Here is a 16,994-nt window from a genome sequence, read left to right as displayed (position 1 = left end):
CTTTATCGCGCCAACACACGATAGAAGCCCTGCGGATCGTCCGCCCCCATCCGCGCCGCGTCCTTCAGGCCTGCAACGATGCGGGCCGCGATCGGCAGGCGGTAGTGAAGCGCGTCCCAGTAATTCGAATCGTCCCGCGTGACCGGTGAGATCATGCGGAAATCGACAGTCAGCGCGTGATGCCGCGCCCCGATCTTTGCTGCACGTGCCTTGCAGGCGGCTTCCCGATCACCGGCGGGCGTTCCGGGTTGTCCCTGCGCGCGGGCATGAACGGGCATGAAGGCGATGATCGTTTCAGTCTGCGGCGGCAGGCTGGCCAGTACCGCGTCGAGCGCGTCGAGGGCCGGGAACGGCGCCTCCGGCGAGTCCGTCGTCATCGTAGGTTCGGCTGAAGCGATATGCATCCGCGCCCGGTGGAGGTCGTAGCTCGCCTCCGGCGGGGTAAAGACGGCATAGCCATCCGAGCGAATGCGCGGCTTCGCGCGTCCCAGCCGAACCTGAACCGCATTGAAAGCTGCCGTCAGCCCGCGCAGATTCGCTTGCCGCAGCACACCCCAGGGGGCGCCCGGCTCATAGAGCCAATCCGGGAAGGCGTGGCTCGTCCGCGCTGCGGGACGTGCGGCGCACCAGGGCGCGTCGAGGGCGAACAGCACCGCCTTCACCGGCCGCCGGGCCAGGAACAGGGCGGCGAGGCGCAGTTGCTCGTCGGGTGTGGCTGCGTTGATGGCGAGGTTCGCGAAGCGCGCCCCAAAGGCACTATCAAGCGACGCCGGATCGAGGAGGCGGGCCGTGGAAGTGCCGAACACGGCCGCGTCGAAATCGCCACCGCGGGCGATGGCTGGGTAGGAGAGCCGCTGGTTCGTGTCGACGATGGGACCCGGCGGATGCCCCGGCGCAGCGCGCAGACCGTAGGGATCGGCCAGTGCGATGAAGCCGACGATGACAAGCCCGGCCAGGCAGGTGGCGATGAGGCAATCCCGGGCGAAACACCACCAGGATCGATCTGAGCGAACGAGAGACACGCCGCGCTCGTCTGCGGCGATTGCGTCACTTTTTCGGCCGAAGGGGGCACGGCACCGTGAAGTGCCGCGCCCCCGTCCGATTAGTTCAGGGTTGCATCGGTCGGGCGCCGTTCCGCGCCGACCGTCACATCGCCGATCATCAGGCCGAGCGGGCCGAGATGAACCGGGACATGCTCCCCGTCATGAACCTTACCGGCGAGCAGGAGCTCCGCCAGCGGGTCCTGGACGTTCTTCTGGATCACCCGCTTCAAGGGCCGCGCCCCGTAGGCCGGATCGTAGCCCTTGTCGGCGAGCCAGTTGCGCGCATCCTCATCGACCTCGAGCGTGATCTTGCGCTCGTCCAGAAGCTTCTGCAGCCGCCCGAGCTGGATCTCCACGATCGACCCCATTTCCTCCCGCTTGAGGCGGTGGAACAGGATGATCTCATCAACCCGGTTGAGGAATTCCGGGCGGAAGTGACCGCGCACGACGCCCATCACCTCGTCGCGCACAGCCTCCGTGTCCTGCCCTGCGGGCTGGTTCACGAGGTATTCCGCCCCGAGGTTCGAGGTCATGATCAGGAGCGTGTTGCGGAAATCCACCGTCCGCCCCTGCCCGTCCGTCAGCCGCCCATCATCGAGCACCTGCAGCAGGACGTTGAACACGTCCGGATGCGCCTTCTCAACCTCATCGAACAGCACGACCTGATAGGGCCGCCGACGTACCGCCTCGGTGAGGGCACCGCCCTCCTCGTAGCCGACATAGCCGGGAGGCGCACCAATGAGCCGGGCGACCGCGTGCTTCTCCATGTACTCGGACATGTCGATGCGCACGAGCGCCGTGTCGTCGTCGAACAGGAAGCCCGCCAGCGCCTTAGTCAGCTCTGTCTTGCCGACGCCCGTCGGGCCCAGGAACATGAACGAGCCGATCGGCCGGTTCGGATCCTGCAATCCGGCACGGGACCGCCGGACGGCCGTGGCGACGGCTTCCACCGCCTCACGCTGACCCACGACGCGCTTGCCCAGCGAGGTTTCCATCGCCAGCAGCTTCTCGCGCTCGCCTTCGAGCATCTTGTCGACGGGCACGCCTGTCCAGCGCGAGACGACGCCCGCGATATGGCTCGGCGTGACCGCCTCCTCCATCAGACCGTTGCGTCCACCTTCGCCAGCGGCTTCCGTATCGGCGAGCTGCTTCTCCAGCCCGGGGATGATCCCGTAGGCCAATTCGCCCGCGCGCTGATACTGACCCTGACGCTGGGCGGCGGCGAGTTCGTTGCGGGCTTCGTCGAGCTTCTTCTTGAGTTCGGCGGCCGTGCCGAGCTTGTCTTTCTCGGCCTTCCAGCGCGCCGTGATCGAGGCCGAGCGCTCCTCAAGGTCGCCGAGTTCCTTCTCCAGCCGCAGGAGGCGGTCGCGAGAGGCAGAATCGGTCTCCTTCTTCAAGGCCTCGCCCTCGATCTTCAGGCGAACGATCTCGCGGTCGATGGAATCGAGTTCCTCCGGCTTCGAATCGACCTGCATGCGCAGGCGCGAACCGGCCTCGTCCACGAGGTCGATGGCCTTGTCGGGCAGGAAGCGGTCGGTGATGTAGCGGTTCGAGAGCGTCGCCGCCGCGACCAGGGCCGAGTCCTGGATGCGCACGCCGTGGTGCTGCTCGTACTTCTCCTTCAGCCCGCGCAGGATCGAGACCGTGTCCTCCACGGTCGGCTCCGAGACGAAGACAGGCTGGAAGCGGCGGGCGAGCGCCGCGTCCTTCTCGACGTGCTTGCGGTACTCCTCGAGGGTGGTCGCGCCGACGCAGTGCAACTCACCACGGGCGAGCGCGGGCTTCAGCAGGTTCGAGGCATCCATGGCCCCGTCCGCCTTCCCGGCGCCGACCAGCGTGTGCATCTCATCGATGAACAGGATGATGCCGCCCTCAGCCGCCGTGACCTCGGAGAGCACGCCCTTCAGCCGCTCCTCGAACTCGCCGCGATACTTCGCGCCCGCGATCAGCGCGCCCATGTCGAGGGCGAGCAGGCTTTTCTCCTTCAGAGACTCCGGCACGTCGCCGTTGACGATGCGAAGGGCCAAGCCTTCCACGATCGCCGTCTTGCCGACGCCGGGCTCGCCGATGAGCACGGGGTTGTTCTTGGTGCGCCGGGACAGAACCTGGATGGTGCGCCGGATTTCCTCGTCGCGGCCGATCACCGGATCGAGCTTGCCGTCGCGCGCCGCCTCGGTGAGGTCGCGGGCGTACTTCTTGAGGGCGTCGTAGCTGTTCTCGGCGCTGGCGTTGTCGGCTGTGCGGCCCTTGCGCAGGGCGTTGATCGCCGCGTTCAGCGACGCGGGCGTGACGCCCGCCGCCTGCAGAGCACGACCGGCCTCGGATTCCTTCTCGACCGCAATAGCAAGCAAAAGCCGCTCGACGGTGACGTAGGAATCGCCTGCCTTCTGCGCGGCGCTCTCGGCGGTGTCGAACAGGCGCACGAGTTCGCGCGTCGCCTGTGGGGCGGACGCGTTGCCGGATACTTTTGGCTGCTTGGCGAGCCATTGCTCGGTCTGCGCCAGCGCCACACGGGACTGGCCGCCGGCCCTATCGATGAGGCCCGCGCAAAGGCCCTCCGGATCGTCCAACAGGACCTTCAGCAGATGGCCCGGCTGCAACTGGGGATGTCCCTCGCGCATGGCGAGATTCTGCGCCGCCTGCACGAAGCCGCGGGCGCGCTCGGTGTATTTCTCGAAATTCATAAGTCGCCTTTCCCGTACCGGCATCCGCCGCCCACGAGAGGCGCGGCGCCACCGAAACGTCGCCCTCCGGCACTCTGCCGAGCGAGGGCATCGGCGCCTTGCGACCGCCGACTGGTCGGATGTGGTGTTGCATATGCGCACCACAAGACCCGGCGACGCTCTTGCGCGACATGTCACTTCAGGGCCACGATCCACGCATGACCGCATTGATTCATGTCAGCGCCCTCCACCGCTACCCCGTGAAGGGCTTGAGCCCCGAACGGCTGGACAGGGTGGAGCTGGAAACCAGCGGATTCTTTCCCGGCGATCGCCTCTACGCGGTCGAGAACGGTCCATCGGGCTTCAATCCGGTGGCCCCCCGTCACCAGCCCAAGACCAAGTATCTCATGCTGATGCGGGACGAGGCCTTGGCTCGCCTGCACACCCGCTACGACGACGCATCCGCGACGCTTCATGTCGAAGCCGGGGGCGAAACGCTCGACGCCAAGCTCGACACGCCGGAAGGCCGCGCCGCGCTGGAAGATCTGCTGCGCCGCTTTGTTCCGGACTCGCTGAAAGGCGAACCGAAGGTGTTGGCAGCCCCGCCGCAATACCGCTTCACCGATTCACCGACCGGCTACGTCTCGCTGATCAACCGCGCCAGCGTGCAAATGCTCGAGGATGAACTCGGCGTGCCGGTGGACCCTCTGCGCTTCCGAGGCAACCTGCTGGTCGAGGGTCTCGCGCCCTTCGCCGAATTGGACATGGTGGGTCAGGTGATCGAGGCGCCGAGCGGCCTCCGCCTCAAGGTCACCAAGCGGACGGTGCGCTGCGCGGCGACCAACGTGGACCCATCTACCGGCCTGCGCGACCTCGACATCCCCTGGACGATCGACAAGCGCCTCGGCCATCGCGACCTTGGCGTTTACATGGAGATCATTGCCGGGGGTGCACTGGCGGTAGGGGATGATCTGCGGGTGGTGGGCTGACGTTCCTCACCTTCGTCATGGCGAGCGAGGCGAAGCAATCCAGGGCAGCGGGCCGTTTTCGAACGTGGTGTCCCCAGATTGCTTCGCCGATGCTTGCAATAACGGAGAGGCCCTACGCCGCGGGCCTCGTCTCCAAGAACGCCTTCATCCGCTCCAGCGCACGGCGGATGTTCTCGGCGGAGTTGGCGTAGGACAGTCGGATGAAGCCTTCGCCGTTTATGCCGAAATCCGGGCCGCCGATCGTGGCGACCCCTGCCTCGTCCAGCAGTGCCGAGGCGAGTGCCTTGGCTTTCCAGCCGGTGCGGGACACGTTCGGGAAGGCGTAGAACGCGCCCTTCGGCACGATGCACGAGATGCCCGGCAGGGCATTGAGCCCATCCACCACGATCGTCCGGCGGCGGTCGAACTCGGCCACCATCTCGGCCACGCAATCCTGAGGACCGTCGAGGGCTGCGATGCCCGCCCACTGGGTCGAGGCGTTGACACAGGAATGCGCGTTCACCGCGAGCTTGCGGGCATTGTCGTAGAGGGGCTTCGGCCACACGGACCAGCCGAGCCGCCATCCGGTCATGGCGTAGGTCTTCGACGCGCCGTCGAGATAGATCAGCCGGTCGCGGATCTCGGGATACTTGAGGAGGGAGTGATGCACCTCCCCGTCATAGGTCATGGTGCCGTAGATCTCGTCCGACAGCACCGCCACGTCGGGATGCTCGGCGAGCCCCTTCACCAGGGCGTCGATCTCGGATTTGGGGCTCACGCCGCCGCAGGGATTGGCGGGCGAATTGACGATCAGCAGCCGCGTCTTCGGCGTGATGAGGGACAGCGTTTCCGCCGCCGAGAAGGCAAAGCCGTTCTCCTCGCGGATCGGCACCGCCACCGGCGTCGCACCCGTGAACTCGATCATCGAGCGGTAGATCGGAAAGCCGGGATCCGGATACAGAATCTCGGCGCCCGGCTCGCCGAACATCAGGATCGCCATGAACATGGTGACCTTGCCGCCCGGCACGACCATCACCGATTCGGGTGAAACCTCGACGCCATGACGGCGGAGGATGTCGCGCGAGATTGCCTCTCGCAGGGGCAGGATGCCGGTGGCGGGCGTGTAGCCGTGATGACCATCACGCAGGGCCTTGATCCCCGCCTCCACGACGTGGGGCGGGGTCGGCATATCGGGCTGGCCTATGCCGAGATTGATAATGTCGCGGCCCTGTGCCGCCAGCGCCTGTGCGCGGGCGAGCACGGCGAAGGCGTTCTCCTCGCCGATGCGCGAGAAGGACGGGACGACATTCAGCATGGCGGCCTCCGGGCCGAAAATAAGGGTCTTTCAGCCGGGGCGCAGAACGGCGCTTAGGACTTGGTGCGCTCGGCGAGCTTCGACGCGGCGAAGGACATGCCGATGGAAACGGCGCCGAGGATGATGAAGGTCTTCACCGAGGCGTAGAACAGCGCCGGCTCGATCCCCGTATCCGTGTAGAGCACCAGGCCGATCGCGGCGAGCGGCAGGGAGAGAAGGATGAACAGCGGGACGAGCGGGTTCATGCGGGACACTCGGAAACCGGCGCGGAGCGCGCCTGAAGGTTCAAGGCGCCCTGCATAGCATCGCACGGCGACGGTTGGCACCCCCGTTTCGGAGGAGATTGATTGCCCCGGTTCTCTCTGCCGCAGGCGCGTTTCGAGGGGCGATTTGTTTACATCCCTTGCCTCACAACTGTCGTTACGAAGTACGGTGGAGCGAGATAGTGTTTACGTCCGTATCGCGCGCATCGTCGGCCGGTGACCTGCACGCGCTCGTGCGCCAGATCGCACGGCTCGTGCGGCATCCCGCCTATCGCAGGAACCAGATCGTCAGCCCGATGCTGCTTCGCCATCTCCCGGCCGATGCTGGCTATGCTTGGCAGGGCGAGGCCGTGCTGCTCGAAAGGCTGACGAAGGCAAAGCTCGATAACCCGTCCATAGATCATCTGATCGGCAGCGTGCAGACCGAGATCGCTCGGCTACGCGGCCCCGCGGGTGGCTGATTCTCAGGCTGGCACCCTGACGGTGGCGCGCAAGCCACCGAGGGGACTGTCATGCAGGGTGATGTCGCCGCCATGGGCACGGGCGATATCGCGGGCGATGGCAAGCCCCAGTCCTGATCCGCCCGCATCCTGCCGGGCGTCGTCCAAACGCAGGAACGGCTTGAACACGTCCTCCCGTCGCTCCGGCGGGATCCCGGGGCCGTCATCGTCGATGGAAACGAGGAAACTCCGCGTCTCCCGCTTCCCGCGAATCGAGACCGTCTCGCCGTAGCGAGCCGCGTTCGAGGCCAGGTTGAACAGGCAGCGCCGAAACGCATCCGGACGCACCGTCACGATCGGACGATCCGTCAGTTCGACCTCGGCCACATGGGCGCCGAGGCGCTCGAGATCGGTCCGGAGGTCTTCGAGCAGGGCGCGCATGTCGGTCGGCGCCGCCGCCTCCGCCGAATCGCCGCGTGCGAAGGCGAGGTAGCCTTCGAGCATCCGGCTCATCTCATCGACGTCGCGGGTCAGGTCGTCGATCTCGTCGCTGTCTTCCAACAACGCGAGCGAGAGGCGGAAGCGCGTCAGGATGGTGCGCAGATCGTGGCTCACGCCGTTCAGCATCGTCGTGCGCTGCTCCATCGCCCGCTCGATACGCCGCTTCATCTCGATGAAGGCATGGCCTGCCTGCCGCACCTCGCGCGCGCCGCGCGGGCGAAATTCGATCTCGCGGCCTTTGCCGAAACCCTCGGCGACCGCGGCGAGACGCAGGATCGGCTTGATCTGATTCCGCAGGAACAGGATCGCGACACCGAGCAGCACCAGCGAGGACCCGATCATCCAGACGAGAAAGATGTGCGAGTTCGAAGCATAGGCCTGGCTGCGCCGGGCAGTGATGCGCATCACGCCGCCGGGAATGGCCACACGGATCTCGATGAGGTTCGAGCGGCCGACCGTATCGATCCAGAACGGACGGCGGATCTGCCGCTTGATCTCGTCCGACAGGGCCTCGTCGAGGATCGAGAAGAACGGGCGCGGGCCCGGTGCGGGCAGCGTCGTGCCTTCCAGGATGTCGAGGTCGAGGTTCAGGCGCTCGCCCGCGATCCGGGAGAGCGTCTCGGCATCCTTGTCCTGTGGGTAGCTCTCGTAGATGTCGATCAGCGCGGCGACATCGGCGACGACCGAGGCCGAGAGACGTTTTGTCACCAACTGCCAGTGGCGCTCCATGAAGGTGTACGCAATCACCGATTGCAGCAGCACCATCGGCGCGATGATGATGATGAGCGAACGGGCGTAAAGGCCTTTCGGTAGCGCATCGCCGATGGCGCGCGACAGGCGCTTCCAATGGCGGCGCGGCGCCGAGAGAGCACGGGAGGGGGGCTCGGTCGAACGCGCCGTCCGCGCGAGTGCGGGATCCTCGGCGTTCACGGGCCGCGGCCTTCGTGGCGGGGGATCCGGTGGGCGGTGGATGGCATGGAGAGGCGAGCCTCGGCTCCGGCCCGAAGCGGGCTCACCTTCTACCGGCCGGTGCCGCCAGCGCCAAGGGTGACAGGATCGAGTCACCACGGGGTGGCTTGCGCTGCCGCGTGGTGGCCATACCTCTGGGGCACGGGCGCTTCCGTCTTCCTCAGGCTCGCATGGCCATGCTCAGCACCGATTCCGATATCCTGGCCGCCGCGCAAGCGTGGCGGCGCGAAGGTCGCGATGTCGCCCTCGCCACCGTCATCGAAACCTGGGGCTCCGCACCCCGGCCGGTGGGGAGCCATCTCGTCATCGACGGCGAGGGCAATTTCCTTGGCTCCGTCTCGGGCGGCTGTGTCGAAGGCGAGGTGATCGTGGAGGCCGCCGACGTGATCGAAGCCGGAACGCCCCGCGTGCTCGAATTCGGCGTCGCCGACGAGACGGCATGGCGGGTGGGCCTGTCCTGCGGCGGTCGCATCCGCGTCTTTGTGGAACGGATCGACTGATGCGCGCCGACATCCTCGCCGCCCTCAACGAGGAAAGGGCCGCGCGGCGTGCGGCCATTCTCGTCACCTCCATCCCCGACGGCGCTCAGCGCCTCGTGCGCGAGGCGGAGATCGCCGCCGATCCCTTGTCCGATCTGCTCGGCAAACACCTCGCCTCTGGCAAGAGCGGCTTGGTCGAGACCACGGAGGGATCGGCTTTCCTTACCGTGCAGGTGCCGCCCGTGCGCCTCGTGGTGATCGGTGCCGTGCACATCTCGCAGGCCATGGCCAGCATGGCCGCCGCGCTCGATCTCGCGCTGACCGTGATCGACCCACGCAGCGCCTTCGCGACACCGGAGCGATTTCCCGGGATCGACCTTGTTGCGGAATGGCCGGATGCCGCCTTCGCCGGGCCAGTCCCGCCGCTGGACCGCTACTGTGCCGTTGCGGCCCTGACCCACGATCCGAAGATCGACGATCCAGCGCTGGTGGGGGCCCTCAAGGCGGGCTGCTTCTATATCGGCGCCCTCGGCTCGCGGAAGACGCATGCGGCGCGGGTCGGGCGGCTCACGCAGGCAGGCTTTTCGGAAGCCGAAATTGGCCGAATCCATGCACCGATCGGGCTCGCTATCGGCGCGGTGAGCCCGGCTGAGATCGCCCTGGCGGTCCTATCGGAAATCGTCGCCGAATTGCGCCGGGCGCCCCGGCCGGGGGCGGCGTGAGGTTCGGGCCCGTTCCTGTCGCGGATTCGGCGGGTCTCATCACCGCACATTCCCTGCGCAGCGGAGGCGAAACCCTTCGCAAGGGTTCGATCATCAGCGCCGACACGGCCGCGCGGCTTGCCGCCGAAGGGGTTCGAGAGGTCGTGGCCGTCTCCCTCGATGACGGCGACATCGGGGAAGACGAAGCGGCGGGCTCTCTGGCCGCCGCACTTCGTGGCGACAACCTGCGGGTCGAAGAGCCCTTCACCGGCCGATCCAACCTCTTCGCGACGTCGCCCGGCCTGCTTCTGATCGACCGGACGCGCGTCGATGCCGTGAATGGCGTGGACGAGTCCATCACGGTCGCGACCCTGCCTGCCTTCAAGCCCGTGGCCGAGGGCGAGATGGTCGCGACCGTGAAGATCATCCCCTACGCCGTGCGCCGCACCATCCTGGCCGAGGCGCGGGCGGAAGGCGCGGGCGCCCCCATCTCAGTCGCGCCCTACCGGCGATCGCGGGTGGGAGTCGTCTCGACGCGGCTCGCCTCGCTGAAGGATTCGACTATCGACAAGACGCTCCGCGTTCTGGCCGAGCGCTTGGCCCCCACGGGCGCTGAAATCGTGGCCGAGACGCGCGTGGCCCATACGGCGGATGGTGTGGCAGCAGGCCTTCGCGAGATCATCGATAATGCGGGCGCCGACTTGGCCGTGGTGTTCGGCGCCTCGGCCATCGCCGACCGGCAGGATGTGATCCCCGCCGGGATCGAGCAGGCCGGCGGACGGGTGGACCATCTCGGCATGCCGGTCGATCCAGGCAACCTGCTCCTTCTCGGGACACGGAACGGCGTCCCGGTCATAGGCGCACCGGGCTGCGCGCGCTCGCCCAAGGAGAACGGGTTCGACTGGATCCTCCACCGTCTCTTGGCGGATGTGCCGGTCCGGCGGGCCGATATCGTCGCCCTCGGGGTCGGTGGTCTGCTCATGGAGATCGTGTCTCGCCCGCAGCCTCGCGCGGGTGGGACGGCGGCGGACGCTGATGACTAGGGTCGGAACCATCCTTCTCGCGGCCGGGCGCGGCACCCGCTTCGGTGAGCAACCGAAGATGCTGGCGGATTTCGGCGGACGTCCGCTGGTCCGGTGCGCCGCTGAAGCAGCCCTGGCCGCCCGTCCGAGACCGGTCGTCGCGGTCCTCGGTGCTCATGCCGACGCGGTTGAAGCAGCATTGATGGGGCTCGACCTGACGCGCGTGCGGAACGAGGCCTATTCCGAGGGCCTGTCGAGCTCGCTCAAAGCCGGGCTCGCCGCCCTGCCGCCTTGCGACGCCGTGATCGTGATGCTGGGCGACATGCCGCTGATCGGTGCTGCCCTCATCGACCGGCTCACCGACGCTTTCGAGAGCGGCGGATCGACGGCGGCGGCGGTCGTCCCCGTCCATCAGGGGACGCGGGGCAATCCGGTGCTGCTGAACCTGCAGGTCCTCGCGGGAGAATTGTCCTCGCTTCGAGGGGATCGCGGTGCCGGGCCGTTGCTCGCCGGACGCACGGATATCGTTGAGATCGAAGCGGAGCCCGGCATCACCCTCGACATCGATACGCCGGAGGCGCTGTCGGCGGCGCGCAACCTCGCCTGATCGTCACTGGCCCTGGGCCTTTGCCCCACCGCGCTTGGCCTCGCTCCGGCAGCGATCCGAGCAATAGCGAACCTCGTCCCACACCCGCTCCCACTTCTTGCGCCACGTGAAAGGGCGTCCGCATTGGGCGCAGATCTTGGTGGGCAGGTCGCCCTTCCGGCGCATGGGCGGCATCAGTTGGCTCCCTTCGCTCGTGCGGCGCGCCGCCTCTGCCGCGCGTCGAAATACAGGCCCAGGCCCAGCATCAGCGACAGGCCGGTGAGGTTCACCGCGACCTGTAACGGCCAGATCGCATCGAAGGACCGGTAGAGGACGCGCCCGATCAGAGCGCAAAGACAACCGACGGCAAAGATCTCAAGCGAATGCTTTCCGCACGCCTCGGCTGCGCGCAGGAACGGCTTTTCCGACAGGCTCCGGACCGCAGGGCTGCTGAATAGCAGATAAGCGAGGGCCAGAATGTTGATGAGCCGGAGCGGCGGCACATAGCTCTTGTTCGGCGGCTCCATGGCAAGGGGATGCAGGTCGGGCAGGCCCCACTCGCTCCAGGCCCCGGCCTGGAAGAACGCGAAGGTGAGAAAGGCAATGGCGAGCGCCACAAGCGCAGGATGGCGCGGCAGAAATCCGCCCGTGTTGCGGACCGCGACCGCCAGCGCGCAACCGATCACGAACAGGAATTGCCATGCGAAGGGATTGAAATACCAACCGTCATCGGCCGCCGCGTTGGGCAGGTTGAGCTGGTGATCGACATTGGCTGCGAGCCAGATCGTCGCTGAGAGGGCCAATGTCCCCCAGATGCCTTTGGCCATCCCGAGATAGACCAGGGGAAACAGCGCCAGCAGCACGATGTAGAGCGGCAGGATGTCGAGGTAGTTCGGCAAGGCGTTCAGCGCGAGGCCGCGCAACAGGCCCTGCCACATCCCCATCTCGATGAGCGGCTTCACGCCGAAGCGCGGAGTGAGGCCGGTGATCTCCATCCAGACCCGCACGATTAGCAGCGTCGCGATCAGAAGCCCGGCTTGGTAGAGGTAGATCCGGAAGCACCGTTTCGCGATGCGCAGGAGCGTGGTGGCGACCCCAGCTCGCCGGAACAGCCCGCCATAGGCCACCATGGACGAATAGCCCGCGAGCAGCACGAACAGCTCGGCGGCATCCGAGAAGCCGAGATTATGCAGCGTGAACAAGGCGGGCACGTTGCGCGGGATGTGATCGAGGAAGATCATCAGCAACGCGAGGCCGCGCAGCACGTCGACGCGGGGATCGCGCTTGCGTGCCTGCGGCTCGGGCGACGGGTCGATCGACCCGCCTTGCGTCATCTTCGGCAAAGAGGCGTCCATCGCCTACCGCATCAACGACATGCTGGAGAGCCAGAAGCGGTAGAGGCGAGGCCACAGCGCGACAGGCGTGTCGGACTGCCCAATCCCGAATCCATGCCCGCCCACGGCGAAGCGGTGATATTCGACCGGCACCTCGGCCTTGCGGCAGGCGGCATCGAGGATGCGGCTATGCTCCGCGCCGATGACCCGGTCGTCGTCGGTCTGGACCAGAAAGATCGGCGGGCAACCGGTGCCGAGGTAGGTTTGGAGCGACCAAGCCTCGCTCTCGGCACGGCTCGGCGTCTCGCCCACGAGGGTACGGCGGGTGGTGGTCTTGTCGTTCGGCGCCTCGACCGAGACGACCGGATAGATGAGACTCGCGAAGTCCGGCCGGGCCGACATCTCGTCGGTCCCATCGACGGGCGCATAGGAGCGGAAGGCCGAGCGCGCAGCAGCCATGCCGCTGAGATGTCCGCCCGCCGAAAATCCCATGACCCCGACCCGGGCCGGATCGACCTTTAGCCGCGCCGCATGTGTGCGGATGAGGCGAAGGGCGCGCTGCATGTCCTGCAAAGGGACGTTCGACCCGTCGTTCCAACCCTCGCGCGGCAAACGGTACGTGAGCACGAATGCAGTGATGCCCTGGGCCACCAGCCAATACGCGGCCGGATAAGCCTCTTTCACGAGGCCGATGCGGGCGTAGCCGCCTCCCCCCGCCACCAACACGGCGACGCCGGTCGGCTTCTCGGGCAGGAAGGCCTCGAGGATGGGGGTGGCGATGTTGGTGACGGCGCCGCTCTCGTCGCGCCGCAGCGGTCCGGTCGGCCCTCCCCCGCCGGGAGGCGTCGCAGGCCACAGGACCATACGCTCGGGCGCCGTAATCGCCCGCGCCGGCGACACGGCGAAGGCGGCGGCGAAGCCGAGGAAGAGTGAGCGGCGATCCGGCATGCGGCGTTCCCGCGGCTGCTGCATCCCGTCGCCGCCGCTGCCAAGCAAGATCGCTGGCCCGTTAAGGTTCCGCGCTTGCCATTCCCGGCGGCTTTGTGCCGCCGGGAATGAAGCCTCAGCGAGAGAACTTCTTGTACTTGATCTTCTTCGGCATGATCGAGTCTGCGCCGAGGCGGCGCATTTTGTCCTGCTCGTAGTCGGAGAAGTTGCCCTCGAACCACTCGACGTGGCTGTCGCCCTCGAAGGCGAGGATGTGGGTCGCGATGCGGTTCAGGAACCAGCGATCGTGGCTGATGATCACAGCGCAACCCGCGTAATCCTCAAGGCCCTCTTCGAGCGCGCGCAGGGTCTCCATGTCGAGGTCGTTGGTCGGCTCATCGAGCAGGAGGACGTTGCCGCCCTTCCGCAGGGTCGCGGCGAGGTGGACGCGGTTGCGCTCACCGCCCGAAAGCGTGCCGACCTTCTTCTGCTGGTCTGGGCCCTTGAACGCGAAGGCCGCACAATAGGCGCGCGAATTGATCTCACGCTTGTTGAAATACAGGATGTCGTTGCCGCCCGAGATTTCCTGCCAGACGGTCGCGTTCGGATCGAGCGCGTCGCGGCTCTGATCCACGTAGCCGAGATGGACGCTCTCGCCGACCTTGATGTCGCCTGCGTCCGGCTTCTCGTTTCCGGTGATCATCTTGAACAGCGTGGTCTTGCCCGCGCCATTCGGGCCGATCACGCCCACGATGCCGCCCGGCGGCAGCTTGAAGGACAGATCCTCGATCAGCAGCCGCTCCCCGAACGCCTTCGAGAGGTGGTCGAACTCGATGACGTTCTGGCCGAGCCGCTCAGTGATCGGAATGACGATCTGCGCCGTGGCATCGACCTTCTGGGCCTGCTTCGCCACGAGTTCCTCGTAGCGGGTGATGCGGGCCTTCGACTTGGTCTGGCGGGCCTTCGGCGAGGCCGAGATCCACTCCTGCTCGCGGGCGATGGAGCGCTGGCGAGCCATGTCCTCGCGGCCCTCCTGCTCGAGGCGCTTCTGCTTCTGCACCAGCCAGGAGGAGTAGTTGCCCTCGTAGGGGATGCCCTTGCCGCGATCGAGCTCCAGGATCCAGCTCGTCACGTTGTCCAGGAAGTAGCGATCGTGGGTCACGATCAGGATGGCGCCCGGATACTGGCGCAGGTGGCCTTCCAGCCAGTTCACCGTCTCGGCGTCGAGGTGGTTGGTCGGCTCGTCGAGGAGGAGCAGTTCCGGCTCCCACAGGAGCAGGCGGCACAGGGCGATACGGCGGCGCTCGCCGCCCGAGAGGGTGGCGACGGGCTGCTCGTCGCTGGGGCAGCCGAGGGCCTCCATGGCCTGATCGACCTTCGAGTCGAGCTCCCACAGGCCGAGCGACTCGATCCTGTCCTGAAGCTCGGTCATCTCGTCGGCGGTTTCCTCCGAGTAGTTCATGGCGAGCTCGTTGTAGCGGTCGAGCATCGCCTGCTTCTCGGCTACGCCCTCCATCACGTTCTCGCGGACGGACTTGGTCACATCGAGTTGCGGCTCCTGCGGCAGGTAGCCGACGCGGGCCCCCTGTGCGACCCAGCCGTCACCGGTGAAATCGGTGTCGATCCCGGCCATGATCTTGAGCAGCGTCGACTTGCCTGCACCGTTGATGCCGAGCACGCCGATCTTGGCGTCCGGGTAGAAGGAGAGGTTGACGTTATCGAGGATCTTCTTGCCGCCGGTATAGGCCTTGGTCAGCCCCTTCATGTGATAGATGAATTCGCGGGCCATCGCGGGTCGTCCTTGTTCGGAATGGGGTTCGAGTCGCGGCGTTTGGCGGCGGGCGTTTGCGCCGGCCCTGTCGCGCGAGTCGGGATGTTTCGAGTGATCCGCTCGACCTATCAGGACGGCCTCGGAGCGGCAAGGATCGGGCCGCCGACGTCGCTCTCAGGCGAAGGGGTTCTTCACGTGCTTGGGGGCGATGTCCGCTGCCTCGGCCACCTTCTCCGGAAGATCCGCCGCTTCGAGGGCCTTCACGATGGCCTCGAAGGTCTCACGCAGGAGACGGGCTTGATCGAGGCCGATCCGGTCCTTGGTGACGTCGAGGCTGCCGTGCACGGCAATGCGGGCGGTGCCGTTCTCGATCGAAAGGCCACCGACGCTGCGGACGCTGGCCTCGTCGGCGAAGGGGTCGAACCGGTCCTTATTCGCATCTGTCATGGTCGCCTCAGAAGATCTGGCGAAGGAAGGCGCGGATGGTCCGCCGCAACTCACGCATCACCTCCCGCCACAGCCATTCGCGCCATCCGTGATCCGGTGAACCGTCCTGGCGCCGCGCCTCGCCGCGCGAGCTTGCCTGTGGGTCCGGCAGGGTGATGGCCGTCGCCTTGGCCTGCGGCGAGAGGGCCGGGAAAACATCGACGCCGGTCGCTTGGCGGAGCGCTGCAAGGGACAGGCCCTGCCAGTCCCGCCCAGCCGTGTTCGCGATGAGATAGGCTCCGGCCTCCCCGGTCGCCGGATCGTAGACGGCTTTATAAAGTTGCGTCGGAACGAGGACACCCGCTCCGATCTCGCGCAGCGAATCCCCGGAGAAGACCACGCCGGTGACGACATAGAGCGAGCCCCGCCGGGTCGCGAGGCGCCGTACGCTTTCCTCGATATCGCCCCAGATGCCGCGATTCATCGTCCGGTCCTGGGGGACGATATTGGCGAGACTGAACGATTCCGCCTGGGCGTTCACTGACGGCATGTCGGCGGCGGGGGCGAGATGACCCCGGTCGAAGCCGCTGCGGACGTAATCTTCCAGCCGCGCGCGGGCCTCCGGCGGGAGCCGGGTTTCTTCATGGAAGGAATCGTCACGCGCCACTGCGCGGGCGGCCGCGATGCTCTCGCGGGTGAGGTGCTCGGCCGAATAGAGCGGCGTGCGGGTCACGCCGGAATGCAGCACTGCAAAGGCCTCGAAGCACAGGGCCTGCGTCCGCTCGGCGAGCTTGGCATTGACCAGAACCGGCGCCTGCCCCCCCGCGTACAATGCAGGGCAGTCTTGAGCCTTGGCCGTAGAGACGCCTGTCGCAACAAGGATGAGGACGAGGAAACGGAAACCGTTCACCAGCAGGCCCGGACGTGCCGCGGACCCTCCGGCGTCGGCCGGTCGCGGCGCGTGCAGGGGCGCCCGAGATTCCGGGAAAACGGACGCACATCGCGGTCCGGCCCTCCGGGAACGAGCCGGGGCGGGCAATCGCCGAGGAAGTTGCAGGCAAAGCTGAGATTGCCGTCGGGCGCGCGCGGGTCGGCCAAAGCTTGGCCGGACAAAGGAAGCAGCGAGATCAGCAAAATTTTGCACAGACGAGTGACGCTCAACGGAGAACCTCATGTGGCGGCAAGGGCACGAGACTGGAAAAAAGCGTCATCCCGACATTGATCGAAGCGGCAATCGTTCGTACGTGGAACTATCGTGATAGCGGTGGCATCCCGGATTCTCATACGGTTGCGCCCCGCTCAAGGCCCGTGCGGCGTCAGGTTCTGAATCGGCGCGACGGGCGGCACAGTGAATTAGCGAGTGCGAGCATTGGCGATCACCCCTGAGCAATCAGCGTTGCTGGATCGTGTGAACGAGCCGTCGGATCTGCGGCGCGTGCCGGAAGGCGAGCTGCAGAACGTGGCCGATGCCGTGCGCGCGGAGATGATCGACGCGGTGTCGGTGACCGGCGGCCATCTCGGCTCGGGGCTGGGCGTGGTCGAGCTGACGGTGGCGCTGCACCACGTGTTCGACACCCCCGACGACC

General features: G+C 66.7%; 18 protein-coding genes. 7 read left to right on the top strand and 11 right to left on the bottom strand.

Annotated elements, in window-relative coordinates:
• Nucleotides 1-2 precede the first annotated feature (2 nt).
• Nucleotides 3-1,022 (bottom strand): hypothetical protein, encoded by a 1,020-nt coding sequence (locus J4O73_RS10080; RefSeq protein ID WP_426216936.1) that lies wholly within the window; start codon nucleotides 1,020-1,022, stop codon nucleotides 3-5.
• An 80-nt stretch (nucleotides 1,023-1,102) separates the two neighbouring features.
• Nucleotides 1,103-3,727 (bottom strand): ATP-dependent chaperone ClpB, encoded by a 2,625-nt coding sequence (clpB, locus tag J4O73_RS10075; protein ID WP_426216935.1) that lies wholly within the window; start codon nucleotides 3,725-3,727, stop codon nucleotides 1,103-1,105.
• A gap of 197 nt (nucleotides 3,728-3,924) precedes the next feature.
• Here clpB and J4O73_RS10070 point away from each other — a divergent pair, with 197 nt between their 5' ends.
• Nucleotides 3,925-4,695, top strand: a complete 771-nt coding sequence (locus tag J4O73_RS10070; RefSeq protein ID WP_426216933.1) for an MOSC domain-containing protein — start codon at nucleotides 3,925-3,927, stop codon at nucleotides 4,693-4,695.
• A gap of 112 nt (nucleotides 4,696-4,807) precedes the next feature.
• On the opposite strand, the gene J4O73_RS10065 is transcribed toward J4O73_RS10070, so the two are convergent.
• Together J4O73_RS10065 and J4O73_RS10060 are read right to left on the bottom strand one after the other, a co-directional pair.
• A complete protein-coding gene (locus J4O73_RS10065) occupies nucleotides 4,808-5,989 on the bottom strand; it encodes a pyridoxal phosphate-dependent aminotransferase (RefSeq protein WP_426216931.1) in 1,182 nt (393 codons plus the stop codon).
• A 53-nt stretch (nucleotides 5,990-6,042) separates the two neighbouring features.
• Complete coding sequence (locus tag J4O73_RS10060) at nucleotides 6,043-6,234, bottom strand: hypothetical protein (protein WP_426216929.1); 192 nt, start codon at nucleotides 6,232-6,234, stop codon at nucleotides 6,043-6,045.
• A gap of 251 nt (nucleotides 6,235-6,485) precedes the next feature.
• Between J4O73_RS10060 and J4O73_RS10055 the strand changes: the two genes are divergently transcribed.
• Nucleotides 6,486-6,713, top strand: a complete 228-nt coding sequence (locus tag J4O73_RS10055) for a hypothetical protein (RefSeq protein ID WP_426216927.1) — start codon at nucleotides 6,486-6,488, stop codon at nucleotides 6,711-6,713.
• Nucleotides 6,714-6,716: 3 nt separating this feature from the next.
• Here J4O73_RS10055 and J4O73_RS10050 read toward each other — a convergent pair whose 3' ends face one another.
• The gene (locus J4O73_RS10050) at nucleotides 6,717-8,123 is read right to left on the bottom strand and encodes an ATP-binding protein (RefSeq protein ID WP_426216925.1); all 1,407 of its coding nucleotides are present in this window, start codon (nucleotides 8,121-8,123) and stop codon (nucleotides 6,717-6,719) included.
• A 215-nt stretch (nucleotides 8,124-8,338) separates the two neighbouring features.
• Here J4O73_RS10050 and J4O73_RS10045 point away from each other — a divergent pair, with 215 nt between their 5' ends.
• Genes J4O73_RS10045 through J4O73_RS10030 form a run of 4 tightly spaced genes read left to right on the top strand, consistent with a single transcriptional unit; the run spans nucleotide 8,339 to nucleotide 10,971 of the window.
• Nucleotides 8,339-8,662 carry an XdhC family protein gene (locus J4O73_RS10045; protein WP_426216923.1) on the top strand — a complete coding sequence of 108 codons (324 nt, stop codon included), beginning with the start codon at nucleotides 8,339-8,341 and terminating at the stop codon, nucleotides 8,660-8,662.
• Nucleotides 8,662-9,363, top strand: coding sequence for an XdhC family protein (locus tag J4O73_RS10040; protein WP_426216921.1), 702 nt, complete (start codon nucleotides 8,662-8,664; stop codon nucleotides 9,361-9,363). The genes J4O73_RS10045 and J4O73_RS10040 overlap by 1 nt, the downstream gene beginning before the upstream one ends.
• The gene (locus J4O73_RS10035; RefSeq protein ID WP_426216919.1) at nucleotides 9,360-10,385 is read left to right on the top strand and encodes a molybdopterin-binding protein; all 1,026 of its coding nucleotides are present in this window, start codon (nucleotides 9,360-9,362) and stop codon (nucleotides 10,383-10,385) included. Before J4O73_RS10040 ends, J4O73_RS10035 begins: the two co-directional genes overlap by 4 nt.
• Nucleotides 10,378-10,971 carry a nucleotidyltransferase family protein gene (locus J4O73_RS10030; RefSeq protein ID WP_426216918.1) on the top strand — a complete coding sequence of 198 codons (594 nt, stop codon included), beginning with the start codon at nucleotides 10,378-10,380 and terminating at the stop codon, nucleotides 10,969-10,971. Before J4O73_RS10035 ends, J4O73_RS10030 begins: the two co-directional genes overlap by 8 nt.
• A gap of 3 nt (nucleotides 10,972-10,974) precedes the next feature.
• Here the strand turns inward: J4O73_RS10030 and J4O73_RS10025 are convergent, their stop codons facing one another.
• The 6 genes from J4O73_RS10025 to J4O73_RS10000 form a co-directional block, all read right to left on the bottom strand.
• Nucleotides 10,975-11,145 carry a DUF2256 domain-containing protein gene (locus tag J4O73_RS10025; protein WP_426216916.1) on the bottom strand — a complete coding sequence of 57 codons (171 nt, stop codon included), beginning with the start codon at nucleotides 11,143-11,145 and terminating at the stop codon, nucleotides 10,975-10,977.
• Nucleotides 11,145-12,305: an OpgC family protein gene (locus J4O73_RS10020; RefSeq protein WP_426216914.1), complete on the bottom strand. Its 1,161-nt coding sequence runs from the start codon at nucleotides 12,303-12,305 to the stop codon at nucleotides 11,145-11,147. Before J4O73_RS10020 ends, J4O73_RS10025 begins: the two co-directional genes overlap by 1 nt.
• A 3-nt stretch (nucleotides 12,306-12,308) precedes the next feature.
• A complete protein-coding gene (locus tag J4O73_RS10015; RefSeq protein WP_426216912.1) occupies nucleotides 12,309-13,232 on the bottom strand; it encodes an alpha/beta hydrolase in 924 nt (307 codons plus the stop codon).
• A gap of 115 nt (nucleotides 13,233-13,347) precedes the next feature.
• Nucleotides 13,348-15,000 (bottom strand): energy-dependent translational throttle protein EttA, encoded by a 1,653-nt coding sequence (gene ettA / locus J4O73_RS10010; RefSeq protein WP_426216910.1) that lies wholly within the window; start codon nucleotides 14,998-15,000, stop codon nucleotides 13,348-13,350.
• A gap of 156 nt (nucleotides 15,001-15,156) precedes the next feature.
• Nucleotides 15,157-15,429, bottom strand: a complete 273-nt coding sequence (locus tag J4O73_RS10005; RefSeq protein ID WP_426216908.1) for a hypothetical protein — start codon at nucleotides 15,427-15,429, stop codon at nucleotides 15,157-15,159.
• 7 nt (nucleotides 15,430-15,436) lie between these two features.
• On the bottom strand, nucleotides 15,437-16,318 hold the full coding sequence (locus J4O73_RS10000; protein ID WP_426216906.1) for a DNA/RNA non-specific endonuclease: 882 nt from the start codon (nucleotides 16,316-16,318) through the stop codon (nucleotides 15,437-15,439).
• Nucleotides 16,319-16,777: 459 nt separating this feature from the next.
• Here J4O73_RS10000 and J4O73_RS09995 point away from each other — a divergent pair.
• A partial coding sequence (locus J4O73_RS09995) for a 1-deoxy-D-xylulose-5-phosphate synthase N-terminal domain-containing protein (RefSeq protein WP_426216904.1) occupies nucleotides 16,778-16,994 on the top strand: 217 nt, incomplete at its 3' end.

This window comes from Methylobacterium sp. NFXW15 (genome assembly GCF_049887755.1).
Taxonomy (GTDB): domain Bacteria; phylum Pseudomonadota; class Alphaproteobacteria; order Rhizobiales; family Beijerinckiaceae; genus Methylobacterium.
The sequence above is the reverse complement of the archived record's forward strand: the minus strand, read 5'-3'. Positions and strand labels throughout refer to the sequence as shown.